Raw genomic sequence first — 23,246 nt, forward strand, 5'->3', positions numbered from 1 at the left:
GTAGCAAGCCAGAGCTGGGGCTGGAACCGCAAGCGGCACTGGCAGAGACGTTTTCCCCATGCTAACGCGCGAGTCATCATGAGCGATACATCCAAAACTCCCCTTTCCTACCGTGATGCCGGTGTCGACATTGAGGCAGGAGAAAGGCTGGTTGAGGCCATTGGCCCGCTGGCAAAGGCAACCGCACGCGCAGGCGTCATGGGCGGGCTCGGCGGCTTCGGCGCGCTGTTCGACCTGAAAGCGTCCGGCTATGAGGATCCTGTCCTGGTTTCTGGCACAGACGGCGTCGGCACCAAGCTGATGCTGGCTTTCGAAACCGGCATCCACAACACGGTCGGCATCGACCTCGTCGCCATGTGCGCCAATGACGTGCTCGCCCAAGGGGCCGAGCCGCTGTTTTTCCTGGATTATTTCGCAACTGGCAAGCTCGAAGCCGGCATCGCCGAAGCGGTCGTCGCGGGCATCGCCGAAGGCTGCCGCCAGTCCGGCTGCGCCCTTGTCGGCGGCGAAACCGCTGAAATGCCCGGCATGTACCCGCCCGGCCATTACGACCTCGCAGGCTTCGTCGTCGGCGCCGTCGACCGCGCCAAGGTCCTTCCCCGCATGGGCGACATGGCCGCAGGCGACGTGCTGATCGGCATCGCCTCGTCCGGCCCGCATTCAAATGGCTATTCCCTGATCCGCCGCATCGTCGAGCGTGAAGGCCTCTCCTACGAGGCCGCCTCGCCTTTCTCCGACGGCACGCTCGGCGAAGCCCTGCTGACCCCGACCCGGCTTTATTCCGCAGCCGCCCTGCCGCTGATCAAGGGCAGCCTGATCAATGGCCTTGCCCACATCACCGGCGGCGGCCTGACGGAAAACACGCCGCGCATGTGCCCCGATCATCTCGTACCCCGTATTGATAGAGACAGCTGGACGCCCGGCCCGGTCTTCCAGTGGCTTCAGGAAGCCGGCGGCGTCGAGCTGGATGAGATGCATCGCACCTTCAATATGGGCATCGGCATGGTCTTCTCCGTCGAGCCGGACATGGCCGAGATCGTGATGAACCAGCTGCGCCTGATGGGCGAGACCCCGGTCGTGCTCGGAGACCTCGCCCCCGCATGACCCGCCTGAAACTGGCCATCCTGATTTCCGGGCGCGGCTCCAATATGGAAGCCATCCTGGAGGCGGCGCGGGACCCGGCCTATCCGGCCCAGCCCGTCCTCGTCCTGTCCAACCGGCCGGACGCGAAGGGGCTGGAAACGGCTACCGCCGCCGGCATTGCGACCGCCGCCATAGATCACAAGACCTATGGCAAGGACCGCGAAGCCTTTGAGCGCGCGATGCACGAACAGCTCACAGAGGCAGGCGTCGAGATCATTGCACTGGCCGGGTTCATGCGCGTCCTGACACCCTGGTTCGTCAACAAATGGCAGGGCCGGATGGTCAACATCCACCCCTCGCTGCTGCCAAAGTACAAAGGCCTCGACACCCATCAGCGCGCGCTGGATGCGGGCGATACCGAAGCCGGCTGCACCGTCCACTGGGTCAGTCCCGGTGTCGATGATGGCGAAATCATCCAGCAGGCGAGCCTGCCCATCCTGCCGGGCGACACAGCCGACAGCCTCGCCGCCCGCCTCCTGCCAGTTGAGCACCGGCTCTACCCGGAAGCGCTGACCAAGGCCTGCGCCGAAATTCAGACACGGGCCTGAGAGCACAGAGGACTCACATGTTGCTCATCCTGACCGCCAGCATCTTTTTCCTGTGCCTCATCGCAGAAAGCATCACGTCCTGGATTTTCATCAAGGGCAGCAAGAAGCGCCACCCGGTTCTCTGGGAGCACGCCGAGCATCCGACCCTGATGGGGAACGGCGACCTGATGTCGGCCTATCCGCTGATCAGGTATCTCTGGACACGGTCGTATTCCGAAGTGCCGGATCGCGGCGCGGTGGCCTTTGCTGAAAAACTGCGCCTGCCGACGACGCTCAGCTATGCGGCCGCTTGGCTCAGTATCATCCCGATGCTAATCGCGCTGTACACCTTTCCGCAGAACTAAGTCCGCTAGCGGCTTGCCAGGTGGAAACGCGTGCGCCTCTCCACCCCCTAAACGCCCTTGGTTTCCCGTTGGCGCGGGGCTCCGCCGCCACCAATCCGACCGCCCCGAGCACGCTGCTACCTTCACAGCACGATGCCAGCCTTCTCCCTCTTCCAGCCCATGCAGGGCCTGCCCCTGCATCTCTGGCTCCTCTGGCCGCTGATCTTCTGGCGCATCCAGCGCCTGAGGGCATGGTTCCAGCAGGCCGGCAGGCCCGGCTCGCAAATGCTCTGGGTCGTTACGCCGACGGGACAAGTCGTCATCGCTCAGCTATCGGATGATCTCTCCGGACGCACACCTGCGCGTTCCGGTTTCGATTTCCAGCCCTCGCGCAGATTCCGCGAGGCCGTCCACGGCGAGCCCGTCATTCTCACCCCCGATCCGTGTCCCCGGCGGATGCCGGGGCCTCCTGCAGCAAGAGATCCCGGCTTTCGCCAGGAATGCAGGCTCTATCACCTGCCGCGTCCGGACACATGACTCCGCCAGCCTTGAAGCTGATCTGGTAACCCCCGGAACGCGCCGCCTGCCCGGCCGTTTGTGCTGCGCGCAACAAAAAGGGCCCAACCTTGCGGCGGGCCCTCTCTGAATTCTCATCTGCCCGAAGGCGTCGCCTTAGCCAGCGATGTCGGCTTCGGAGAAGAATTGCGCGATCTCGATCGCGGCATTCTCTTCGGAGTCCGAACCGTGCACGGTGTTTTCGCCGATGGATTTGGCGAACAGTTTGCGGATCGTGCCGTCAGCGGCTTCGGCCGGGTTCGTGGCGCCCATGACTTCACGGTAGGCGGCAACAGCGTTCTCGCCTTCGAGGACCTGAACGACGACCGGGCCGGAAGTCATGAATTCAACCAGTTCGCCGAAGAAAGGACGCTCACTGTGAACGCCATAGAAACGCTCGGCCTGAGCCTGCGTCATCTGGATGCGGCGCTGGCCGATGATGCGGAGACCGGCTTTCTCGATGACGGCGTTGACGGCGCCGGTCAGGTTACGCTCGGTGGCGTCCGGCTTGATGATGGAAAAAGTGCGCTGAACAGCCATGATGACATCCTGCTTGAAAGGGAAAAAAGGGTTCTGGCGCGGCCTATAGCGGGGCGGGCCCAGCGGGGCAAGCATCGAAGGCCGCTATTGCGCAGGCGGCCCGAGAGGCATAGGGGCTGGGGCCTGAATTTCGACAAGGATCCGACCCATGAGCGCGCTGCCTCCCTGCCCCAATTGCGATTCCGAATACACGTATGAAGACGGCGCGCTGCTGATCTGCCCGGAATGCGCCCATGAATGGAGCGCAGACACGGCAAGTGCAACGGACGCACCAGTCATCAAGGACTCGAACGGCAACCCGCTCGCAGACGGCGACACCGTCACGGTCATCAAGGACCTCAAGATCAAGGGCTCGTCCTCAGTCGTCAAACGCGGCACCAAGGTCAAGAATATCCGTCTCGTCGACGGCGATCACGATATCGACTGCCGCATCGACGGCATTGGCCAGATGGGCCTTAAATCGGAATTTGTGAAAAGGGCCTGACGCCTACTTGCCTGCCTCCTGCCAGCCGCCACTTGGCGTCTGCTGGAAATATCGGGTCACCAGCCCGGCATCCTTGGCCGCTTTGAACTGTTGGCGGGCCAGATTGCGCGTGTCCGTGTCGCCATCATCGAACATGACCATGCAGCGCGTATAGGGCGCATCGACAGGCGCCTTCGTCCCGTCCATCAGGAACAACGCATCGGCCTTGTTCAAATTCTCCGGCTTGCCGGCCAGCAGGATCGGCTGGCGCGCAGGATCAAGCCCCGGCGCCTCGGCCTGGCCATGCGGCAGGAAAGTCTTCTCGTCGAAAGTCCAGAGGCTCGCATCTAGCGCCGCCCGGCGCTCGACACTCGGGCTGACCGCAAGGACCCGCCAACCAACATCAAGGCATTTCTGCATCAGCGGCGCCGCAGCCTGCTCCAGCGTGGTGCGGGAGAGATGGTAGAACCACCATTCAGGCTTCGGCGCCTCTGACATCACCTAGTTCTCGTAATTGTCCGCGATCCAGCGGTCGAGCAGGCGCGGGCCGAAGCCGGACGCCCAGCTCACATCGAACGCGGCCTTCTCACCCTCAACCCAGGCGACGCCCGCAATATCGAGGTGCGCCCATTTCACGCCCTCTTTCACGAAGCGCTTCAGGAATTGCGCCGCCGTGATCGAGCCAGCGGCCCGGCCACCAATATTGCGCATGTCGGCGAATTTCGACTTCAGCAGCGAGTCATATTCTGGCCCGAGCGGCAGGCGCCACACGCGCTCCCCTTCGGTCTGGCCAGCCTTGGAGAGCTCATTCGCCAGATCGTCGCTCTCAGTGAACAGGCCGGCATGGTGATGGCCGAGCGAGATCACGATCGCGCCGGTCAGCGTGGCAAGATCCACCATTGCCTTTGGCTTGAAGTGCTCCTGCGCATACCAGAGCACATCGCAAAGCACGAGACGGCCTTCAGCATCGGTGTTCTGGACTTCGATGGTCTGTCCGGAAGCCGACTTGAGAATGTCGCCCGGTCGGATCGCGTCGCCATCCGGCATATTCTCAACCAGACCCACGAGACCGATCACATTGACCTTGGCTTTGCGCTCGGCCAGCGCGCGGATTGCACCGGTCACAGCCGCTGCGCCGCCCATATCCCCGCGCATGTCTTCCATACCCGGTCCGGGCTTCAACGAGATGCCGCCCGTGTCGAAGCACACGCCCTTGCCGATCAGGATCACCGGGTCTTCGCCTTCGGCGCCGCCCATCCATTTCATCACGCCGAGCTGGCTTTCCTTGACGCTGCCCTGACCGACGCCAAGCATGGAATTCATGCCGAGTTTGGCAAGCTCCGCTTCGCCGAGCACTTCGACCTGAACACCATACTGGCCCAGCTCGCGGCACTTCTCTGCAAAGCTGGCCGGATAGAGATCGTTCGGTGGCATGTTGACCAGATCGCGCGCAAGCTTGGTGCCTTCGGCGCCCGCATTCAACGGCACGAATGCCGCTTCTGCCGCAGGCACATCGGAGACCACCAGTGTCACGCTTTCAAGGCTTGGCTTCTGGTCATCTTTCAGCTTGGTGAAATATGTATCGAAGCGATAGCTGGCGAGCTTCGCACCGAGCGCAATGCGCGCAGCATCTTCTGCAGAACCAGCATGGACCGCGAGAGATTTGAAACCGCTGCTGGAATGGGATTTGTAAAGATTGGCACCGAGGCCTTCGAGAACGCGCGCATCGCGCTTGTCCTTCTTGCCTGCACCGATCAGCACCGCACGTCGAGCATCGCTGCCCTTGGGCAGAACGATAAAGGCCTGCTGGTCCTTCTTGCCACTGAACCGGCTGCCGTCCATGGCTTCTGACAACAGACCGCCTGTGGTTTCGTTCAGCGCGGCCGCAGCTTCGGGAAGATCCCCGTCTTCATCGACCAGAAAGGCGATGATGTCGGCCTTGGCACTTTCAGCAAATGTGATTTTCATGTGTGGATTCTCCATTTGCAGCGGAAACTAAACGTCGACGCGCGTTGCGCAACTCGTTAGCTAGGGAAATATCACCCCTTTCTGAAGGATTCTGCGAAAAGCCTGCTAATCGCCTTATGACCAAAGTCCAGACATACCTGTTTTTCGAAGTCCTGAAGGCTGTGGTCATCATCATTGGCGGGCTCGCCATGCTGGCCTTGCTGGCCCAAGGGCTTTCACGCACCGATTTGATTCTGGAAAACCGCCAGTCTGCGATCACCTATTTCTATATTGTCATGCTCGGCGCACCGCAGATCATAGCGCTTCTGACCCCGCTCGCCCTGTTCGTGGCAACGGTCTGGTCGCTGAACCGCATACACAAGGATAGCGAGATCGTTGTCGCGCAGGCCGCCGGCATGACCCGCTGGCAGATCGCTTCACCGATCATGCGGCTCGCCGTGCTTTGTCTCGTCGCACACCTGACCGTGAACCTCTGGGTCCAGCCCGCCGCTCAACGCGCCATGCGCGAAACCGTGGCGACAGCGCGCGCCGATCTGGCTGCCGCCTTGATCCGGCCCGGTCAGTTTACCTCCAATGGGGACCGGCTGACCTTCTATGCGCGCGAACAGGCCGGCGGCGAACTGCGTGGCGTGCTGATCTCCGACATGACCGATCCGGAGAACCCCACTGACATTCTCGCGCGCAGCGCCGCGCTGATTGAAGTCGAAGGCAGCCCAACACTCCTGCTGCGGGATGCGACCAGCCAACAGCTCGACGCAAACAACCAGCTATCGATCCTGGAATTCGACCAATACTTGTTCGATCTGACTGACTTCATGAAAGAGGACTCAGACCTCGTCCTGAAGGCATCGGACAAATATCTCTATGAATTGTTCTTCGTGGACCGAACCAATTATTTCGAACTCAAGGAAATAGACTCCCTGCTGGCGGAAGCGCACAGTCGCCTGACCACACCCTTGCTGAACATCGTCATGACGCTGCTGGCGATCTTTGCAGTGCTCGGCGGGGATTTCAGCCGCAAGGGCTACAGCAAGCGGATTGGCTGGGCGACCGGTGGTGCCATCGGCGTTCTGATTGTGCAGTTGGTATTGCAATCGGCCGCCGCGAATGATCCGGCGCTCAATGTGCTGCAATGGCTCGTCCCGCTCGGCATCATTGCAATCCTCAGCTATATCTATTTTGCGAGAGGGCGCCACCTCGGCAAGGTCGATCGCCCACCACTTGAGTTATTCCGGAACCCGACCGGAGCCACCAGCTGATGCCTCTATTTTCCAAGATACAGAGATACATCCTGAAGGAATGCCTCATGGGACTGGCCCTTGTGCTGGGCATCCTCCTGCTGGCCATTCTCATGATCGATGTGGTCGAGCAACTGCGCACAGTGGGCGGCGATGTACGCCTCAGCATTCTTGGCGCGCTCAACCTGTCCCTGATGAAACTGCCGCAAATTGTCGAACAAACCTTGCCCTTTGCGCTGCTGATCGCCTCCATGATGGCCTTCACCCGGCTCAATCGTCGGTCGGAATTGTCCATCATCCGCGCCAGCGGCATTTCGGCGTGGCGCTTCCTGACCCCGGTCATGGTCCTCGGCGTGGTCCTCGGCCTGTTCACAATGATGGTGCTCAATCCGTTTGCGGCGAAACTGACCGAGTCCTTTGAGCAGACGCGCGACCGCCTGCTCAATGAAGGCCGTCCGACCCTTTCGGTTTCCGATACAGGCATCTGGTTGCGCCAGGGTGACGAAACCAACCAGATTGTCATTCACGCCAAGCGCGTCGCCGAAGGCGGGGTGAATCTTCAGGATGTGAAGATGATCCAGGAAGAGCGCCTCTACGCAGATGGGCGACCGACCAATGACTACGCCTTTGCCCGCCGGATCGACGCGGATAGTGCGATTCTGCGCAATGGCTTCTGGCAGCTTGAAGGCGTAATCGAAAATGTTCCGAACGCTCCACCCGAGTTCAAGGAAAATCTCGCCATCCCCACGACACTGGACGCGGTGACGCTGCTCGACAAATTTGCATCTCCCAACACGATTGGCTTCTGGCAATTGCCGCATTTCGTTCGCCAGACCCAAGCCGCCGGCCTGGACGCTTCGCGCTACAAGATGCGCCTCAACGCGCTCATGGCCCTGCCGGCCCTGTTTGTGGCGATGGCGCTGATCGGCGCCGTTGTGTGCCTGCGCCTGCAGCGAATGGGTGGAAATTCACAGCTTCTGGCCATCGGGTCGCTCGCAGCGGTCGGGCTGTATTTCTTCACTCAATTCTCTTCCAGCCTCGGGGCAACAGGTGCGGCGCCCCCCGTGATCGCAGCATGGAGCCCGCCACTCTTTGTGCTGTTCTGCACGCTCACCTTCATCGCCTATCGGGAAGACGGCTAATTACAACCCGGCCTTGACAGGGCCTGTCTCCCGACCCCATCTCTCGCCGCCTTAAAGAGGTAAGCGCATGAAACTTGTCGTCGTCGAGTCGCCCGCAAAGGCGAAAACCATCAACAAGTATCTCGGCAAGGACTATAAGGTCCTGGCGTCCTACGGGCATATCCGTGACCTTCCCTCCAAGAATGGTTCGGTCGATCCGGACGATGATTTCGCGATGGTGTGGGAGGCAGATTCCAAATCGTCCAAGCGTATCTCCGAGATCGCAGCGGCGTTGAAAGAAGCCGACACGCTGATCCTCGCGACCGACCCCGATCGCGAAGGCGAAGCCATCAGCTGGCACCTCGTGGAAGCCTTGCGCAAGCGCCGCGCCCTGAAGAAGGACACGCCAGTCGAGCGTGTCGTCTTCAACGCGATCACCAAGAATGCAGTCACGACCGCAATGGAACATCCCCGCCAGATTGATGGCGAACTGGTCGATGCCTATCTGGCGCGCCGCGCACTCGACTATCTGGTCGGCTTCAACCTGTCGCCGGTCCTGTGGCGCAAATTGCCGGGTAGCCGGTCGGCTGGCCGCGTCCAGTCTGTGGCACTGCGCATCGTTTGCGACCGCGAGAACGAGATCGAGATGTTCCGGCCGCAAGAGTACTGGAATGTGGCGGCTAACCTGCGCGCACCAGACGGCACCGACTTTGAAGCGCGCCTCTATAGTCTCGACGGCGAAACGCTGAAAAAGTTCACGCTGGGCAACAAGGGCGACGCCGACAAGGCGCTGGAAATTGTCCAGATCGGCGGCTATTCCGTCACCTCGGTTGAGGCCAAGCCGGTCAAGCGCAATCCACCCCCACCCTTCATCACGTCCACGCTGCAACAGGAAGCCTCCCGCAAGATCGGCTTCAACGCCAAGCGGACGATGCAGGCCGCCCAGAAGCTCTACGAAGAAGGTCGCATAACGTATATGCGTACCGATGGCGTAAACATGGCCGAGGAAGCCTATGCGGCAGCCCGGTCCATGATCCAGTCGAACTATGGCGCGCGTTACCTGCCGGAAAAGACCCGCCGCTATTCTTCGAAGGCCAAGAACGCCCAGGAAGCGCACGAAGCCATCCGGCCGACCAATTTCGACCTTCGCCCGGAAGATTATCATGGCGATGGCGACCTGAAGAAACTCTACACGCTCATCTGGCGACGCGCGGTCGCCTCGCAAATGGAAACCGCCCGCTTCGAGCGCACCACCATCGACATGACCTCCAAGGACAAGCGCGCGGTCCTGCGCTCGACCGGTCAGGTCCTGGTGTTTGATGGCTATATCAAGCTCTACACCGAAGGTCGCGATGAAGGCGATGATGGCGACGATGACGAAAATCGCCTGCCCAAGATGGAAGAAGGCCAGCATGCGGACCTGCTGAAGGCCGAGGCCAGCCAGCACTTCACCACACCGCCACCACGCTTCACGGAAGCCTCACTGGTCAAGAAGCTTGAAGAGCTCGGCATCGGCCGCCCGTCTACATATGCGTCGACCCTCTCCACGCTGGAAGATCGCGACTATGTCCGCATCGAGAAGAAACAGCTGATCCCCGAGGACAAGGGACGCCTCGTGACGGCGTTCCTTGAGAACTTCTTCCGGCGCTATGTGGAATATGATTTCACCGCCGGGCTCGAAGAGAAGCTGGACATCATTTCTGATGGCAAGCTCGACTGGAAAGCCTTTCTGAAGGAATTCTGGCAGCAATTCGCCGCCGATATCGACGAGACGAAAGACCTTCGTGTCTCAGCGGTTCTGGACGTTCTCAACGAGGAACTCGGAGCCTATGTGTTCCCGCGCCAAGATGCGGACGGCAATCCGATCGAGAACCCGCGCCAGTGCCCGCTCTGCAAGGAAGGCGAGCTTTCAATGAAGCTGGGCCGCTTTGGCGCTTTCGTCGGCTGTTCACGCCATCCTGAGTGCAAGTTCACCCGCCAGTTCAGCGCAGATGGCGACGCCGCCGCAGCGATCAATCCAGACGGCAACGAGTTGGGTCTTCATCCCGATACCGGCGAGATGATCTATCTGAAGACCGGTCGGTTCGGTCCCTATGTCGAAATGGCGAATGGCGAGAAGCCAAAGCGTGCTTCGCTGACCAAGGCCGAAAAGGAAAACCCGCAGGACATCACGCTCGACCGTGCAGTCGAACTGCTGATGCTGCCCCGCGAAGTCGGCAAACACCCGGAAGACAACGAACCGATCCTTGCCAATTTCGGTCGCTTCGGCCCCTATGTTCAGCATGGCAAGACCTATGCGAACCTCAAGGATCCGAACGATGTCTTCACCATCGGCCTGAACCACGCCGTCACACTGATCGCCGACAAACGCGCCAAACAGGGAGCCCGTGGCGGAGCCGCCGCTCTGAAAACTCTCGGCGATCATCCGGATGGCGGCGCAATCGAAGTCTTCGAAGGCCGCTATGGGCCATATGTGAAGCATGGCAAGACCAATGCGACCCTGCCCAAGGATGTGACACCGGATGCGGTCACGCTGGAACAGGCCATCGAGTTGATCAACGCCAAGGCATCCAAGGGCGGCAAGAAGACTCCCGCCAAGAAAAAAGCCCCTGCCAAGAAGAAGGCGCCTGCGAAGAAAAAAGCGCCTGCCGCAAAAAAGGATTAATCCATAAGGCAATGAGCTCAATCGACGGTCACCGGAACACTTTCGGTCGGCCTCCGGTTGAGGGATTGGCCTGCCAATAGTTTACTGTTCCCGCCTCGCGGAATTAGGGGTTGCATCATGCCTGTTTTAGAGAAATTGGCATTCTTGGGAGCGGTTACGCTCGCCTCGGTTCTGATCGCCCAAGAACTGGACAAGACGATTGCGGCCTTGGATCGACCGTCTGAAGTGATCGATCTGGAGGAAATCCCGCGCCCGTCTCCGGCCCCGGATATCCCGCCAACGCTCATGTCGCTTGCGCCAAGCCCGACGGGGTTTCTGGATACGCTGACGGCGTGCAAGGGGATGGCGCCGAGCATTGGAGCGAATGTCGATCAAGACCTCGTAGTCACCGACTATAAGCGCTTTGTGCTGGCGGAGGGCCATATACGGCTTGCCACCGCCCCAGTCGGCGGCGGATGCCTGTCATCCGTCTTCGGCCCCCGGAACGGTGGCCTTCACAAAGGCCTGGACTTCTACAGCCTGGATCCGGTGCCCGTATTTGCCGCCGCCGATGGCAAGATTCGCCGGCAGCGATACCGACGCGATTATGGCAACATGATCGTCCTGGAGCATGGCCGCGGCGTGTTTACGCGCTACGCGCATCTCGAAGGGTTCGCAGACACGCGGGAAGGCGATCTGGTCACAACCGGCCAATATCTTGGTACTATGGGGAATACGGCCAGCTACCTGATACCGCGCCACCTGCACTATGAAGTTCTGGTCGGCACATGGGGCGCACACGCCGGATCCTTCGCCCTTACACCCGTAGACGTGATGTCACTGCCGGAAGCCCCGTAATAATGCAGCCTTCGATAGGCAGAATTGCACACTAGCCTACGTGCCAGGAGCGGAGAATGATCTAGGATGATCACAAAACATTCTCAAATTTCTATTTAGACTATTTTTCGTTTCCCCGATAAATTATTCAAAATTTGGAGGGAAACATGCAACCTAGCCAACTCATCCGCGCCACAATTATATCGCTACTTCTTTGCGCAACACCCGCACCCGCTATGTCGCAAACTGTATGTTTGGGACTCAACTGCCCGCCAGAAGATGATTTCAGCTGGTCTACCGATGATATGTTGGACAGGTTCTTCAACGAAGACGTAATAAACCTGCGGACAAATAACGGTCAGGGATTCGGTTATGGCACCCCTGACTACCTGCATTGTGAAAAGGATTGCGACTTTTGGTATAATTCGGCAGTGGCCTATTGCCGAATTCATCCCGACCCAGCGTCACGTGCCTCTTGCTACTCAGCAGCTATAAACGCATATGGGAATTGTGAGCGGAAGTGTAGAAGCGATTTCTAGAGGTTTATTCCTTGAATACTGAGCATACATCGGAATGGCCTTGTATTCAGGTTCAGGTAAGTGAACCGTATAAGCACTCTGAGCACAATTATGCATGCCAAGTATATATACGGACTGGCAGGCTTGAAAAAACAAAAGAAGTTTTCGGTGACACTACCGACAATGCTGTGGCGTGCGCTCGTATATTATTAAGATCGTTTTTTTCCGATTAGACTGGCTGCATAAAACCCCCGCGCATTTTTCTGCGAGTCCCCCTATATGGGCGGTATGAGTTTCCCAGATAAGAAAACAGTGCTCGATTTCATTCGAGACAATCCGAACGCAACGACCAAACAGGACATTGCCCGCGGCCTGCACGTAAAAGGCCGCGAACGCGCCGTGCTGCGCGAAATCCTGAAGGAGTTGGAGGCCGATGGCACGCTGGAACGGACAGGCAAACGCGCCTGGTCCCAGGCGGATCGCCCCCCTTCGACTGGCGTTGTCCAATTCACCCATACCGACGAAAATGGCGATCTGATCGGCAAGGCGCTTGGCGACAATGGTCCGTTTGGGCCGGACATCATCTATTCCGGCCTGTCCGGTAAGCAGAAAGGTGAGGCCACCGAGCCCGGCGAAGGCGACCGCGCCCTGTGCAAGATCACCCAGGTCGATGGCGACTGGCAGGCCCGGGCCCTGACCGTGCTGGAAAAACAGCTGACCAATTCGCTCGTTGGCATGTATTCGCAAGGCCCCCGCGGCGGCAAGGTTACCCCGGCCAATCGCAAGGAGCGCCGCGAATTCCTGATTCAGGACGCTGACCGCAATGGTGCCGAGGATGGCGATCTCGTGGTCACAACGCCCAAGCCACAGGGCCGCCGGCAATATGGTCCCAATCTCGGCGTGATCCGCGAAGTGATCGGCCATATCAGCGATCCCCGCTCAGCCAGCCTGCTGGCCATTCATGCCCATGGCATCCCGGTCGACTTCCCTGAAGCGGCGCTGGAACAGGCCCGCAATCCAAAACCCGCTGCGGCGGAGCGTGAGGACCTGACAAAAACCCCGCTCATCACCATCGACCCGCATGATGCGCGCGACCATGATGACGCAGTATTCGCCGAACAGCTGGATGATGGCTGGCGCGTGATCGTCGCCATCGCCGACGTGGCGGCGTTCGTCACGCCAGACTCGCCGCTCGATCGCGAAGCGCTGAAGCGCGGCAACTCGACCTATTTCCCGGACCGCGTGGTCCCGATGCTGCCGTTTGAACTGTCAGCGGATGAATGCTCCCTGCGCGAGGGCGAGCTGCGCCGCTGCATGGCGGTAGAGATGATCTTCGACAAGTCGGGCTCCAAGCGCTCGCACCGTTTCATTCGCGGCATGATGAAGTCAGCAGCCAAGCTCTCCTATGAGGAAGCTCAGGCGGCGATTGACGGCAAGCCGGGCGGCAAGGCTGGCGACATGCTGGAAACCGTCCTGAAGCCGCTCTGGGGCGCCTATGCAGCGCTTTCCAAGGCACGGGACGATCGCTCTCCGCTGGATCTCGACCTGCCCGAGCGTCGCATCGTGTTTTCCGAGGATGGCGAAATCGAAGGCATCATTACCAAGGAACGTCTCGACGCCCACCGCCTGATCGAGGAATTCATGATCCAGGCGAACGTGGCAGCCGCTGAAACCCTGGAAAAGCAGAAAAGCCCGCTGATCTATCGTGTCCACGACACGCCCACAGATGCGAAGATCGCCGCCTTCGCCGAATTCCTGCAGACCATCGACATGAAATGGAATATCGGCCAGCGCCCGCAGACCGAGAATTTCAACCGTCTGCTTGGCGATATCCGCGATGGCGATTACGACCAGATGGTCACCCAGATGGTGCTACGCACACAGGCTCAGGCGATCTATTCGGAAGAGAATCTGGGCCATTTCGGCCTGAACCTTATCCGCTACGCGCACTTTACTTCACCGATCCGGCGCTATGCTGACTTGATCGTGCACCGCGCGCTGATCGCTTCGCTCGGGCTCGGCCCGGACGGCCTGTCCAAGGACATGTCGGTACGGCTGGAGGAGATGGCTCAGCACATCTCAGATACCGAGCGCCGTTCCATGGCCGCTGAACGCGAGGCCACCGACCGCTACCTTGCCATTTTCCTTGCGGATCGAGTTGGTAGTGAATTTGAGGGACGCATCACGGGCGTCACTGGCGCAGGGCTATTCATCGCGCTGGCTGGCTCAGGTGCAGACGGGTTCGTCCCGATTTCATCTATCTCCGATGATTATTGGGTGCATGATGACACCGCCATGCAGATTTATGCGCGGGGATCAGGCAAGACCTATGGTCTCGGTCAGATCGTTCGGGTGAAGCTGAAAGAGGTTACCCCTCTTCAAGGTGGCCTCCTGCTCGAAATGCTATCCGACCCGATGCCAGCCCCGGAAGGGCGCCGGGAGGCACGCGAGCGCCATGATACAGGCCGCGGTCGTCCCCCGCGCAGAAAGACCGGCCCCGGCAAGCCAACGGGTAAGCGCCCCGGCAAAGGGAAGTTCAACAAGAAGACGCTGCCCAAGCACAAGCGCAAGAGCCGGAAATAGTTTGGACATGAATTCGAATCCGCACTCAGATACGCTGATGGGCTCCGCATTTGACAAGGAAGATGATGGCGATGTCATCGAGACTCGCAAACGCAGTCCCCGCCCGAAAGACGCCGCCACACTCATACTGGTCCGCCGGGACGCCGCCGAACCTCGCGTCCTGATGGGTAAGCGCTCGGCGCGTCATGCCTTCATGCCAGACAAATACGTCTTCCCCGGTGGCCGTGTGGACCCACAGGATGGCAAGGCCGTCTCCTATTGCGAACTGGACGCCCAGCAGGAACGTCTCCTGCGCATCCAGACGCGCCGCAAGCCGCGTGCCTTCGCCCTGACAGCCATACGCGAAACATTCGAGGAAACCGGCCTCTTGGTGGCGCGCGACGCCGAGATGCCAGACAGGCACCCAATCGGCTGGAAACCTTTTCATGAACTCGACGCAGCGCCTCACCTGTCCCCATTGACCTTCATCGGCCGAGCCATCACGCCGCCCTATCGACCGAAGCGATTCGACGCGCGATTCTTCATGGCGAACGCCGAAGATGCTCTGATTGATGAGCGTCCGCCCGTCGACGGCGCGGAATTGTCTGACCTGCAATGGGTCACCCTGAAAGACGCACTGGCGCTCGATTTGCCTAATGTCACCCGGTTCATGCTGGGGGAAATCGAGGAAAGACTGGACAAGCCGTCGCTGAATCGGGGCCCGCCCTTCCTGCGCTGGACCCGCAGCGGACATTCGACCGACCGCCTCTAGCAGCAATGGCGCTTGACTTCCGACGCGCACATCTCCATTAAGCCGCTTTCCAGTTTCAGACGCTAACACAAGCGAGCATTCGTCATGGCCAAACCAGCCACCATCAAGATCCGCCTCAATTCGACGGCCGACACCGGTTTCTTCTACGTGACGAAGAAAAACCCACGCAACATGACCGAAAAAATGGTCAAGCGTAAGTACGACCCGGTCGCGAAGAAGCACGTCGAATTCAAGGAAGGCAAGATCAAGTAAGATCCTTGTTTTTCATGCATTGTTCGAAAAGCCCGCTCCACTAGAGCGGGTTTTTTGTTGCCTATTCTTCCGGCACGCCATGATGCAGGTCTCGTGTCTTGCGGATACCGGGGAACAGGACTGACCAAGCCGCAGCCACGCCGACGGCCGCATAGCCGCCCGCTACGACCGTGAAGACCGCGCCCCATTTGGCGGCCATGAATCCGGCCCGCGCCTCGCCCAGTTCATTGGACGCGCCCAGGAAAATCGAGTTCACGGCATTGACCCGCCCGCGCACTTGGTCAGGTGTCCAGAGCTGCAGGAGAACTTCGCGGATATAGACCGACACCATGTCGAAGGCTCCAACGAAGATCAGCGCGACGATGGATAGCCAGACGACATTCGAATACCCGAACACGACGGTGGAAATCCCGAAGAGCGCGACCGACACGAATAGTATCAGGCCGGCATGATCCTTGATCGGAAACGCCGTGATGATCGCCAGCATGATGAGTGCGCCAATGCCGGGCGCCGCGCGCAACAAGCCAAGCCCCTCTTCACCAATTTCCAATATGTCCCGCGCATAGATCGGCAGCAACGCCACGGCGCCGCCCAGCAACACAGCGAACAAATCCAGAGAGATCGCGCCCAGCACAACTTTCTGATTGAACACATATTTGAACCCGCCCAACAGCACGTTGAGTGTCGTTGGTTCGCGCTCGATACGCTGGGGAGGTTTCGGGATCGAGAAAATCAGGATGGCCGATATGGCAAACAGGCTGACAGCCGTTCCATACGCAAACCCCGCCCCGACACCATATAACAATCCACCTGCCACTGGTCCGAGGATCGACGCCGCCTGCCAGGATGATGCAAGCCAGCCCACAGCATTGGCGAAGTCTTCACGCGGCACCAAATTGACCGCAAGACTCGACGAAGCAGGCGTATAGAATGCGCGTGCGACACCAAAGACAGTGAGGGTCGCGAGAACGATCAGAGGATCAAATCGTCCCGTCAGCGCGAGCGCCAAAATCACCCCGGCGCATACCAGTTCGACGCTGACTGACGCTCCCATGACATTCCGGCGACCGAGCCGGTCCGATGCGACACCTGTCACCACGACCAACAACAGGGCTGGCAGGAACTGGACAAGGCCGATCCAACCGAGAAGCGCCGCGTTCTGGGTAACATCATACATCTGCCACGCCACGGCGACAGAAACGACCTGCGCCGCAAGCGATGTCATGAAGCGAGACAGGAAGTATCTGCGATAGGAAGAATGGCGAAACGCCGAGAACCGGTCATTCATGAGCAGCGCCTTGCGACGGGCGGCGGCTCAAGTCAATCAGGCAGCAAGACTTTCGACTCTGTTCCGGCCAGCAGACTTGGCTTGATAGAGCGCCGTATCCGCGCGCTTGGTCAGATCAGCAATCGTATCATGAGCGCCGTTAATGGTGGAAACGCCAGCGCTCAGCGTAATGGAAATTTCCCGCGCACCACTGTTCACTATGAAGGGCTCTGCCGCGACAGATCGTCGAATTCGCTCGGCTGCTGCGCAAGCGAGATCACCCGGCGTATCTGGCATAATGACCATGAATTCTTCGCCACCCGGGCGACAGACCACATCCATGACGCGGCTATTGACCTTCAGGCGCTTGGCCACTTCCTGCAGGACTTCATCTCCGACATCATGGCCATATGTATCGTTCACTGCTTTGAAATGGTCGATGTCGGCCATAACCACCGATACGGGTCGTCCGCCCATCTGGGAGCGCTGGATCAATTGTTCCAACTGGTTGTTCATGTACCGACGATTGTAGAGGCCGGTGAGCTGATCGATGACCGACAATTCAAGACCACGATCCACGCGGTCTCTCAATGCCTCGATATAGCGGGTTCGCCGTGCCTGCGTCCGGACACGAGCCAGCAATTCCTGCTTGTCGACGGGTGCAAAAATGACATCGCTTGCACCCAGATCAAGACCTTTTCCAGCCCTCGGCCGATCATCCGGATCGCAAATCAACAGAATTGAAATCGCGCGTGTCGCTTCATTCATCTTGAAGTGCGCACAGAGTTTCAGAGCGTCATAACGATCACTGAGCATGGACAGGACGAGAATATCCACGCCAAGCTCATTCAACCCTTTCATGCCGCCCGCCTCCAGCAGTGTAATGGCCGTATGACCACCAGACCGCAGGGTTTCAGCGACGCGCGACGATGATCTGGGATTGTCATCCACCACGAAGAGGCGTGCTGGCTGGTCTTTGACATTGAGACTTTCGTCGCCATCAATGCCCGCTCGCAGGCCGCTGGCCTGACGTTGGCGAAGCTCTGACGCAACAGCATTGTATCGGGTGATGGCCCCCATACGCGCCATCAAGGCAAAGTCATCAACCGGCTTGGTCAGGAAGTCTTCCGCCCCGACGTCCAGGCCCCGGACGCGATCCTCGGCATCATTCAGGGCCGTAACCATGACGACGGGTATATGCGCAGTGGCAGGGTTTTCCTTCAGGCGGCGGCAAACTTCATACCCGTCCATACCGGGCATCATCACGTCCAGAAGGATAATGTCAGGCTCGCTACGCTCCACCATGTTGAGCGCCTCGATCCCGTTTTCAGCCAGCATGACCGTATAATATTGAGCCTCCAGCTTGGCTTGCAGGAGGCGTCGGTTCGCTTCGATGTCATCTACGACGAGGACGCGTGCTGTCACGCTGCCTCCTTGGGCATCAATGCCTCAACCGCCTTGATGAAGGTTGCAATCTGGATGGGCTTGGAAAGGTACCCCTCACAGCCAGCTTCACGAACCCGCTGCTCATCCGCGCGCATGGCAAATGCCGTGACGGCCAGAACCGGAATGTGCGCGACCTTGTCATCGTCCTTGAGCCATCGCGTGATGTCGAGACCTGAAACTTCCGGCAGCTGGATATCCATGATGATGAGGTCCGGCAGTTCCTGGCGTGCAATCTCGACAGCCTTGGCACCATCGCGACATTGGAAGGTTTCAAAACCGAAAGCATCCAACAAGTCACAGAAAAGGCGCATGTTGAGTTCGTTATCCTCAACAACCAGAACTTTCCTGGTGTGCGACTTCGTCATGATTGAGTTGGTGCCTCTGATTCGGGACGATTCTAAGAGCTCTTTTGCCAGCTACACCCGAAATCGTTAACACTGGTTTACGTGTTTGCGTCCCATTGATTGCCGCGGGCGCCGGAACATGGCATGAACACGGGGCCATGTACACGCTCTGCAGAGACTGTTTTCACCTTTCAGACGACGACAGCGCTGCCTGCCCTCGCTGCGGGCGGCATCGTGTAATCCGCAATAAACACATCACAACGCTGGCCATCGCTCATCTCGATTGCGACGCCTTCTTTGCAGCCATCGAAAAACGCGACGATCCCTCCCTGAAAGACCGACCAGTCATTGTGGGCGGCGGAAAAAGGGGGGTCGTATCCACGTGTTGTTATATCGCGCGTCTCTATGGCGTCCGCTCGGCGATGCCGATGTTCAAGGCGCTCAAGGCCTGCCCGGACGCCGTCGTGATCAAGCCGAATGGCGAAAAGTACCGGCTCGCCGCCCACCAGATGCGCGAAAAGATGCAGGCGCTGACGCCCATGATTCAGCCCGTCTCGGTCGACGAGGCCTATCTGGACCTCAGCGGCACGGGCACCCTTCACAAGGCGCCGCCGGCCGTGTCCCTCGCCCGGCTTGCAGCAGAGATTGAGCGCGATATCGGGATCACTGTCTCGATTGGCCTGTCGACCAACAAATTCCTGGCCAAGACCGCAAGCGAACTGGACAAGCCGAGAGGATTTGCTGTCATCGGCGCAGACGAAGCCGAAGCCTTACTCGCACCGAGACCCATTGGATTCATTCATGGCGTGGGCCCGAAACTGGCCCAGAAACTGACCCGGGATGGGTACGATACGATCGAAGACCTCCAAAGAACGGAGTTGAAGCAGTTGATCGGGCGCTATGGCGAGACCGGAATGTGGCTGAAGAATCGGGCGCATGGCATCGACAACCGGCCGGTCCGGAATGATGAGGAGCGCAAGTCGGTCAGTTCCGAGACCACGTTCAATGACGACATGTCAGACCCGGCCTGGTTGGAAGACCAGCTCTGGCGCCTCTGCGTAAAAACGGCAGACCGTGCCAAGGCCACGGGCCTTGTCGGCAATGTCATCACGCTCAAACTCAAGACCGCTGAGTTCCGGACCCTTACGCGGCGCATGTCCCTGTCAGAGCCCACCCAGCTGGCCCAGACCCTGTTTCGGAATGCCAAAGTGTTGCTGGCCAAGGAAACCAATGGCCGGACACGCTTTCGTCTCATCGGAGTTGGTATTTCCGACCTGTCAGAGCATCGCTCGGACGCTGTCGACCTGCTCGACCCTCTCGTCGCGAAGCGCGCGGCGGCAGAGCGCGCGTCGGACCTGGCCCGGCAGAAGTTCGGCGCCGAAGCCGTGATCACAGGCCGGTCGGCGCGGGTGAAGAACGCGCCCCGGTGAACGGCGTTTGCGCACCGCCCCTTGGCGGTCTAGTGAAAACGCAACACCATTTTCAAGGAGCGCGCCATGTCGACCCCCGAAACCCGTCTTGATGAACTCGGCATCGAACTGCCGGAACCCATGAAACCGGTCGCCACATATGTCCCCTATGTCATCAGCGGCAACATGCTGTTCGTGTCCGGTCAGGTCAGCGCGTCCGCTGACGGCCTCATCAAGGGACGCCTCGGCGAGAACATGGAACTCTCCGCAGGTCAGCAGGCCGCCCGCTTCTGTGGGATCAACCTGATCGCCCAGTGCAAAGCTGCCATTGGCGACCTGTCCCGTATCAAGCGCGTGGTAAAACTCGGCGGCTTCGTGAACGTCGCGCCCGGCTTCACAGACATCCCGCAAGTCATCAATGGATGTTCAGATCTTATGGTCGACGTATTCGGCGAGGCTGGTCGCCATGCCCGATCGGCTGTGTCATGTCCCGAACTGCCTCTGGGCGTCGCCGTGGAAGTCGATGGCATCTTCGAGATTGCCGACTAGATGGCACAGGCATTCACGCTCACGGACTTCGCCTACGCACATAGAGGCCTGTGGTCCGGACGCAAAACACCTGAGAATACGATGGCGGCCTTTGATGCGGCGGCACAGTACGGGCTCGGCATGGAGTTCGATATCCGCCCCGATTTGGATGGAAACCTTGTCGTTTTCCATGATGACACACTGGACCGCCTTGCCGGGCGCCCTGACCGTGTAGAGGATCTTACGTCGGACGACCTGCAGGACATAATGATCGCCGGAATCCATGGCTTGCCGACCTTCGAACGCCTGCTTGCAAGCTGGCCACACAAGCTGCCCCTGCTGACAGAAATGAAGCTGGACGGACGCACGGACCCGGCAGATCTCGGCCGCCGAACCGGTGCGTTGCTTCAGAACTATGCAGGACGCGCAGCGGCGATGAGCTTTTCGGAAGAGGCGGTACGGGCCCTCCCATCGGACGTGATGCGCGGTCAGCTCATTGGACCGTCCCACAAGATTGGCACATCCGAGTTCGAAACAATTCTTCAACGCGCATTGTCAGACGGCATTGACTACATTGCCATCAACATCGCGGACGTCGATGGCATCCGCAAACGCGTACCGGAAGACCTCCCGATTGTGTGCTGGACGGTACGGACGCTGGATGAGGTTCGGCTGGCCGTTCATGAAAATGTGGCCATCATCTTCGAACATCTCGCTCCGGGACTGGTCTCGGCCTACGCCTTGCCCTAGATTCAGAGCATGGATGACACCGCGCTGAAATTGAGTTTTGCCTCAGCCATGGCGGAGGTCGATCCGGAGGAATGGAACGCGGTCGCCAATCCAGCCGGGGTGCGCTTCGATCCCTTTCTGAAATGGGAATTCCTGGACGCGATGGAAACGTCTGGCGCGGCCACTCCAAATACGGGCTGGATGCCGCGTCATGTATTGATCCGCGACGCAACTGGCCGACTCAAGGCTGCGATGCCGCTCTATGGCAAAACCCACTCACGCGGCGAATTCGTCTTTGACCAATCCTGGGCCGACGCCTATGAGCGCGCAGGCGGAGCCTATTATCCCAAACTGCTTGGGGCCGTGCCCTTCACGCCGGTAACCGGTCGTCGCCTGCTTGTGCGTCCGGGCCCCGATGAAATACGCCTGCAGACGGCGCTCCTGTCCGGCGCGATCCAACTGGCCGAGCAGAACGAGCTATCTTCATTGCACATCAATTTCGCTTCACCGGCAGAAGCCACAATGCTGTCGGAGACGGGCCTGCTGTTGCGCACCGACCAGCAATTCCACTGGCAGAACCGCGACTATGGCTCGTTCGATGATTTCCTTGCCGACCTCTCCTCGTCCAAGCGAAAGAATCTTCGGAAGGAACGCGCGAAGGCGCAGGAAGGATTGGACTTTGTCCACCTGCGGGGCGACGACATTACCGAAGCTCATCTCGATGCGTTCTACATATTCTACATGGACACGGGCACGCGCAAATGGGGCTCGCCCTATCTGACCCGAGACACTTTCTCACTCTTGCGAGAACGGATGGCCGACGATCTCCTCTTTATCTTCGCCATGTCAGACGGAGCGCCGATTGCCGGTGCCATGAATCTAATCGGCTCCGACACACTCTATGGCCGCTACTGGGGGTGTACCGAGCACAGATCAATGCTGCACTTCGAGACCTGCTACTATCAGGCCATCGACTACGCCATCGAGCGCAAGCTGGCTTTCGTCGAAGCAGGTGCACAGGGCGGACACAAGCTGGCCCGTGGCTATACGCCCGTCACCACCCATTCCACCCACTGGATAGCCCATCCCGGCCTTCGCCACGCCATAGCCGACTATCTGGAGCGCGAACGCGAAGCGGTAGAATCCGACATGGGCTATCTCACCGAACGAACACCCTTTAAGAAGGGCGAATGAGCGAGTCTGCCGTCCTCAGGAACTATGGCCGGGTCGAAGAGGCCCTCATCGTCTGTGCAGCGTTGCAGTATGCAGGGTTCGACGCCTCTATCGACAACTACAATCATGCGACCGTGAACTGGCTGTTGGTTCCGGCCCTTGGGGGAATCCCTGTCCGGCTTCCGACATCGCAACTGGAAGACGCGAAGGCATATCTCCGGGAAATGGTCGAAACCGCGGAGGACCGTCTCGTAGAAGCGACGGGGGAAGCCCCGGATCCGGTACGGAGAAAATATTGGCGCGCCTGGGCTGTGGCCGCCTTGTTCATGCTCGACTGGCTCTCGTTATTTGTCCTGTGGCGCTTCCTGAGAGCCACATATCTGAAACTACGGCATCCCTCCCCACACAAACTAGAAAGTTCGTCCTCGTCATGACTCTTCACGCTGCCTATGATCCCGACAATATCTTCGCCAAGATCCTGCGCGGTGAAATGCCCGCCGTCAAAGTCTATGAGGATGACGCTGCACTCGCTTTCATGGACGTGTTTCCCCAGAGCGAAGGTCACACGCTCGTCGTGCCGAAGGGCGTGGAAGCGCGCAACCTGCTCGACATGCCGGCCGACAAGCTCGGCCCCTATATGGCAGCTGTGCAGAAAGTGGCGCAGGCTGTCGAAGCTGCCTTGACGCCCGATGGCTTGGTCGTGACCCAGTTCAATGGCGCCCCCGCCGGACAAACTGTCTACCATTTGCACTTTCACATCATTCCGCGCTGGAAGGATGTGGCGCTCGGGCGGCATGGCTCGGGCGAAATGGCAGATACAGCTAAACTCGGCGTGCTGGCCGATCGCATCAAGTCCAAGCTCTAGG

Annotated in this window: 24 protein-coding genes; 18 read left to right on the top strand and 6 right to left on the bottom strand. The window is 59.4% G+C overall.

Annotated features, from left to right (window positions below; genetic code table 11):
• Window positions 1–78 precede the first annotated feature (78 nt).
• The 4 genes from purM to B3527_RS06355 all read left to right on the top strand — a co-directional run bounded on the left by purM (window position 79) and on the right by B3527_RS06355 (window position 2,551).
• Window positions 79–1,104, top strand: coding sequence for a phosphoribosylformylglycinamidine cyclo-ligase (gene purM / locus B3527_RS06340; RefSeq protein WP_290479118.1), 1,026 nt, complete (start codon window positions 79–81; stop codon window positions 1,102–1,104).
• The gene (gene purN / locus B3527_RS06345) at window positions 1,101–1,691 is read left to right on the top strand and encodes a phosphoribosylglycinamide formyltransferase (protein ID WP_290479119.1); all 591 of its coding nucleotides are present in this window, start codon (window positions 1,101–1,103) and stop codon (window positions 1,689–1,691) included. The genes purM and purN overlap by 4 nt, the downstream gene beginning before the upstream one ends.
• Window positions 1,692–1,708: 17 nt before the next feature.
• Window positions 1,709–2,035 carry a hypothetical protein gene (locus B3527_RS06350; protein WP_290479120.1) on the top strand — a complete coding sequence of 109 codons (327 nt, stop codon included), beginning with the start codon at window positions 1,709–1,711 and terminating at the stop codon, window positions 2,033–2,035.
• A 132-nt stretch (window positions 2,036–2,167) separates the two neighbouring features.
• Window positions 2,168–2,551: a hypothetical protein gene (locus B3527_RS06355; RefSeq protein WP_290479121.1), complete on the top strand. Its 384-nt coding sequence runs from the start codon at window positions 2,168–2,170 to the stop codon at window positions 2,549–2,551.
• 135 nt (window positions 2,552–2,686) lie between these two features.
• Here B3527_RS06355 and ndk read toward each other — a convergent pair whose 3' ends face one another.
• On the bottom strand, window positions 2,687–3,109 hold the full coding sequence (gene ndk, locus B3527_RS06360) for a nucleoside-diphosphate kinase (protein ID WP_034814231.1): 423 nt from the start codon (window positions 3,107–3,109) through the stop codon (window positions 2,687–2,689).
• 148 nt (window positions 3,110–3,257) lie between these two features.
• Between ndk and B3527_RS06365 the strand changes: the two genes are divergently transcribed.
• On the top strand, window positions 3,258–3,593 hold the full coding sequence (locus B3527_RS06365; protein ID WP_290479122.1) for a zinc ribbon domain-containing protein YjdM: 336 nt from the start codon (window positions 3,258–3,260) through the stop codon (window positions 3,591–3,593).
• A 3-nt stretch (window positions 3,594–3,596) separates the two neighbouring features.
• Here the strand turns inward: B3527_RS06365 and B3527_RS06370 are convergent, their stop codons facing one another.
• Together B3527_RS06370 and B3527_RS06375 are read right to left on the bottom strand one after the other, a co-directional pair.
• Window positions 3,597–4,070 carry a DNA polymerase III subunit chi gene (locus B3527_RS06370; protein ID WP_290479123.1) on the bottom strand — a complete coding sequence of 158 codons (474 nt, stop codon included), beginning with the start codon at window positions 4,068–4,070 and terminating at the stop codon, window positions 3,597–3,599.
• A gap of 3 nt (window positions 4,071–4,073) precedes the next feature.
• Window positions 4,074–5,540, bottom strand: a complete 1,467-nt coding sequence (locus B3527_RS06375; protein WP_290479124.1) for a leucyl aminopeptidase — start codon at window positions 5,538–5,540, stop codon at window positions 4,074–4,076.
• Between the two features lie 116 nt (window positions 5,541–5,656).
• On the opposite strand from B3527_RS06375, the gene B3527_RS06380 reads away from it, so the two are divergent.
• The 7 genes from B3527_RS06380 (at window position 5,657) to rpmG (ending at window position 15,484) form a co-directional block, all read left to right on the top strand.
• Window positions 5,657–6,799 (top strand): LptF/LptG family permease, encoded by a 1,143-nt coding sequence (locus B3527_RS06380; protein WP_051607661.1) that lies wholly within the window; start codon window positions 5,657–5,659, stop codon window positions 6,797–6,799.
• Complete coding sequence (lptG, locus tag B3527_RS06385) at window positions 6,799–7,920, top strand: LPS export ABC transporter permease LptG (protein WP_034813312.1); 1,122 nt, start codon at window positions 6,799–6,801, stop codon at window positions 7,918–7,920. Before B3527_RS06380 ends, lptG begins: the two co-directional genes overlap by 1 nt.
• Window positions 7,921–7,987: 67 nt before the next feature.
• Complete coding sequence (gene topA / locus B3527_RS06390) at window positions 7,988–10,564, top strand: type I DNA topoisomerase (RefSeq protein WP_290479125.1); 2,577 nt, start codon at window positions 7,988–7,990, stop codon at window positions 10,562–10,564.
• A gap of 117 nt (window positions 10,565–10,681) precedes the next feature.
• Window positions 10,682–11,401 carry a M23 family metallopeptidase gene (locus B3527_RS06395; protein WP_290479126.1) on the top strand — a complete coding sequence of 240 codons (720 nt, stop codon included), beginning with the start codon at window positions 10,682–10,684 and terminating at the stop codon, window positions 11,399–11,401.
• Window positions 11,402–12,186: 785 nt separating this feature from the next.
• Window positions 12,187–14,481 carry a ribonuclease R gene (gene rnr, locus B3527_RS06400; RefSeq protein WP_290479127.1) on the top strand — a complete coding sequence of 765 codons (2,295 nt, stop codon included), beginning with the start codon at window positions 12,187–12,189 and terminating at the stop codon, window positions 14,479–14,481.
• Between the two features lie 7 nt (window positions 14,482–14,488).
• Entirely contained in the window at window positions 14,489–15,232 is a 744-nt protein-coding gene (locus B3527_RS06405; RefSeq protein WP_242517523.1) for an NUDIX hydrolase, read from the top strand.
• Window positions 15,233–15,316: 84 nt separating this feature from the next.
• Window positions 15,317–15,484 (top strand): 50S ribosomal protein L33, encoded by a 168-nt coding sequence (gene rpmG / locus B3527_RS06410; protein ID WP_034789743.1) that lies wholly within the window; start codon window positions 15,317–15,319, stop codon window positions 15,482–15,484.
• A gap of 61 nt (window positions 15,485–15,545) precedes the next feature.
• On the opposite strand, the gene B3527_RS06415 is transcribed toward rpmG, so the two are convergent.
• Genes B3527_RS06415 through B3527_RS06425 form a run of 3 tightly spaced genes read right to left on the bottom strand, consistent with a single transcriptional unit; the run spans window position 15,546 to window position 18,562 of the window.
• Window positions 15,546–16,772, bottom strand: a complete 1,227-nt coding sequence (locus B3527_RS06415) for an MFS transporter (protein WP_206993049.1) — start codon at window positions 16,770–16,772, stop codon at window positions 15,546–15,548.
• A 36-nt stretch (window positions 16,773–16,808) separates the two neighbouring features.
• Complete coding sequence (locus tag B3527_RS06420) at window positions 16,809–18,176, bottom strand: PleD family two-component system response regulator (protein ID WP_290479128.1); 1,368 nt, start codon at window positions 18,174–18,176, stop codon at window positions 16,809–16,811.
• The gene (locus B3527_RS06425) at window positions 18,173–18,562 is read right to left on the bottom strand and encodes a response regulator (protein WP_034813323.1); all 390 of its coding nucleotides are present in this window, start codon (window positions 18,560–18,562) and stop codon (window positions 18,173–18,175) included. Before B3527_RS06425 ends, B3527_RS06420 begins: the two co-directional genes overlap by 4 nt.
• Window positions 18,563–18,699: 137 nt before the next feature.
• On the opposite strand from B3527_RS06425, the gene B3527_RS06430 reads away from it, so the two are divergent.
• The 6 genes from B3527_RS06430 to B3527_RS06455 all read left to right on the top strand — a co-directional run bounded on the left by B3527_RS06430 (window position 18,700) and on the right by B3527_RS06455 (window position 23,245).
• Window positions 18,700–19,971 carry a DNA polymerase IV gene (locus tag B3527_RS06430; RefSeq protein WP_290479129.1) on the top strand — a complete coding sequence of 424 codons (1,272 nt, stop codon included), beginning with the start codon at window positions 18,700–18,702 and terminating at the stop codon, window positions 19,969–19,971.
• Window positions 19,972–20,037: 66 nt separating this feature from the next.
• Window positions 20,038–20,499, top strand: coding sequence for a RidA family protein (locus B3527_RS06435; protein ID WP_290479130.1), 462 nt, complete (start codon window positions 20,038–20,040; stop codon window positions 20,497–20,499).
• Entirely contained in the window at window positions 20,500–21,228 is a 729-nt protein-coding gene (locus B3527_RS06440; protein ID WP_290479131.1) for a glycerophosphodiester phosphodiesterase family protein, read from the top strand.
• Window positions 21,229–21,237: 9 nt separating this feature from the next.
• Window positions 21,238–22,401: a GNAT family N-acetyltransferase gene (locus B3527_RS06445; RefSeq protein ID WP_290479132.1), complete on the top strand. Its 1,164-nt coding sequence runs from the start codon at window positions 21,238–21,240 to the stop codon at window positions 22,399–22,401.
• Window positions 22,398–22,814 carry a hypothetical protein gene (locus tag B3527_RS06450; RefSeq protein WP_206993043.1) on the top strand — a complete coding sequence of 139 codons (417 nt, stop codon included), beginning with the start codon at window positions 22,398–22,400 and terminating at the stop codon, window positions 22,812–22,814. Before B3527_RS06445 ends, B3527_RS06450 begins: the two co-directional genes overlap by 4 nt.
• Window positions 22,811–23,245 (top strand): HIT family protein, encoded by a 435-nt coding sequence (locus B3527_RS06455; RefSeq protein ID WP_290479133.1) that lies wholly within the window; start codon window positions 22,811–22,813, stop codon window positions 23,243–23,245. The genes B3527_RS06450 and B3527_RS06455 overlap by 4 nt, the downstream gene beginning before the upstream one ends.
• Window position 23,246 lies beyond the last annotated feature (1 nt).

Origin of the sequence: Hyphomonas sp. UBA4505 (assembly GCF_002388685.1) — a bacterium.
Classification (GTDB): domain Bacteria; phylum Pseudomonadota; class Alphaproteobacteria; order Caulobacterales; family Hyphomonadaceae; genus Hyphomonas.

Excerpts from the sequence above, each read along its gene's own strand:
- B3527_RS06350 (WP_290479120.1), top strand. The coding sequence starts at position 1,709 with ATGTTGCTCATCCTGACCGCCAGCATCTTTTTCCTGTGCCTCATCGCA.
- rnr (WP_290479127.1), top strand. The coding sequence starts at position 12,187 with ATGAGTTTCCCAGATAAGAAAACAGTGCTCGATTTCATTCGAGACAAT.
- B3527_RS06450 (WP_206993043.1), top strand. The coding sequence starts at position 22,398 with ATGAGCGAGTCTGCCGTCCTCAGGAACTATGGCCGGGTCGAAGAGGCC.
- B3527_RS06365 (WP_290479122.1), top strand. The coding sequence starts at position 3,258 with ATGAGCGCGCTGCCTCCCTGCCCCAATTGCGATTCCGAATACACGTAT.
- B3527_RS06435 (WP_290479130.1), top strand. The coding sequence starts at position 20,038 with ATGTCGACCCCCGAAACCCGTCTTGATGAACTCGGCATCGAACTGCCG.
- B3527_RS06445 (WP_290479132.1), top strand. The coding sequence starts at position 21,238 with ATGGATGACACCGCGCTGAAATTGAGTTTTGCCTCAGCCATGGCGGAG.
- B3527_RS06415 (WP_206993049.1), bottom strand. The coding sequence starts at position 16,772 with ATGAATGACCGGTTCTCGGCGTTTCGCCATTCTTCCTATCGCAGATAC.
- B3527_RS06405 (WP_242517523.1), top strand. The coding sequence starts at position 14,489 with ATGAATTCGAATCCGCACTCAGATACGCTGATGGGCTCCGCATTTGAC.
- B3527_RS06440 (WP_290479131.1), top strand. The coding sequence starts at position 20,500 with ATGGCACAGGCATTCACGCTCACGGACTTCGCCTACGCACATAGAGGC.
- purN (WP_290479119.1), top strand. The coding sequence starts at position 1,101 with ATGACCCGCCTGAAACTGGCCATCCTGATTTCCGGGCGCGGCTCCAAT.
- B3527_RS06430 (WP_290479129.1), top strand. The coding sequence starts at position 18,700 with ATGTACACGCTCTGCAGAGACTGTTTTCACCTTTCAGACGACGACAGC.
- lptG (WP_034813312.1), top strand. The coding sequence starts at position 6,799 with ATGCCTCTATTTTCCAAGATACAGAGATACATCCTGAAGGAATGCCTC.
- B3527_RS06370 (WP_290479123.1), bottom strand. The coding sequence starts at position 4,070 with ATGTCAGAGGCGCCGAAGCCTGAATGGTGGTTCTACCATCTCTCCCGC.
- topA (WP_290479125.1), top strand. The coding sequence starts at position 7,988 with ATGAAACTTGTCGTCGTCGAGTCGCCCGCAAAGGCGAAAACCATCAAC.
- B3527_RS06355 (WP_290479121.1), top strand. The coding sequence starts at position 2,168 with ATGCCAGCCTTCTCCCTCTTCCAGCCCATGCAGGGCCTGCCCCTGCAT.
- B3527_RS06375 (WP_290479124.1), bottom strand. The coding sequence starts at position 5,540 with ATGAAAATCACATTTGCTGAAAGTGCCAAGGCCGACATCATCGCCTTT.
- B3527_RS06395 (WP_290479126.1), top strand. The coding sequence starts at position 10,682 with ATGCCTGTTTTAGAGAAATTGGCATTCTTGGGAGCGGTTACGCTCGCC.
- B3527_RS06455 (WP_290479133.1), top strand. The coding sequence starts at position 22,811 with ATGACTCTTCACGCTGCCTATGATCCCGACAATATCTTCGCCAAGATC.
- ndk (WP_034814231.1), bottom strand. The coding sequence starts at position 3,109 with ATGGCTGTTCAGCGCACTTTTTCCATCATCAAGCCGGACGCCACCGAG.
- rpmG (WP_034789743.1), top strand. The coding sequence starts at position 15,317 with ATGGCCAAACCAGCCACCATCAAGATCCGCCTCAATTCGACGGCCGAC.
- B3527_RS06425 (WP_034813323.1), bottom strand. The coding sequence starts at position 18,562 with ATGACGAAGTCGCACACCAGGAAAGTTCTGGTTGTTGAGGATAACGAA.
- purM (WP_290479118.1), top strand. The coding sequence starts at position 79 with ATGAGCGATACATCCAAAACTCCCCTTTCCTACCGTGATGCCGGTGTC.
- B3527_RS06380 (WP_051607661.1), top strand. The coding sequence starts at position 5,657 with ATGACCAAAGTCCAGACATACCTGTTTTTCGAAGTCCTGAAGGCTGTG.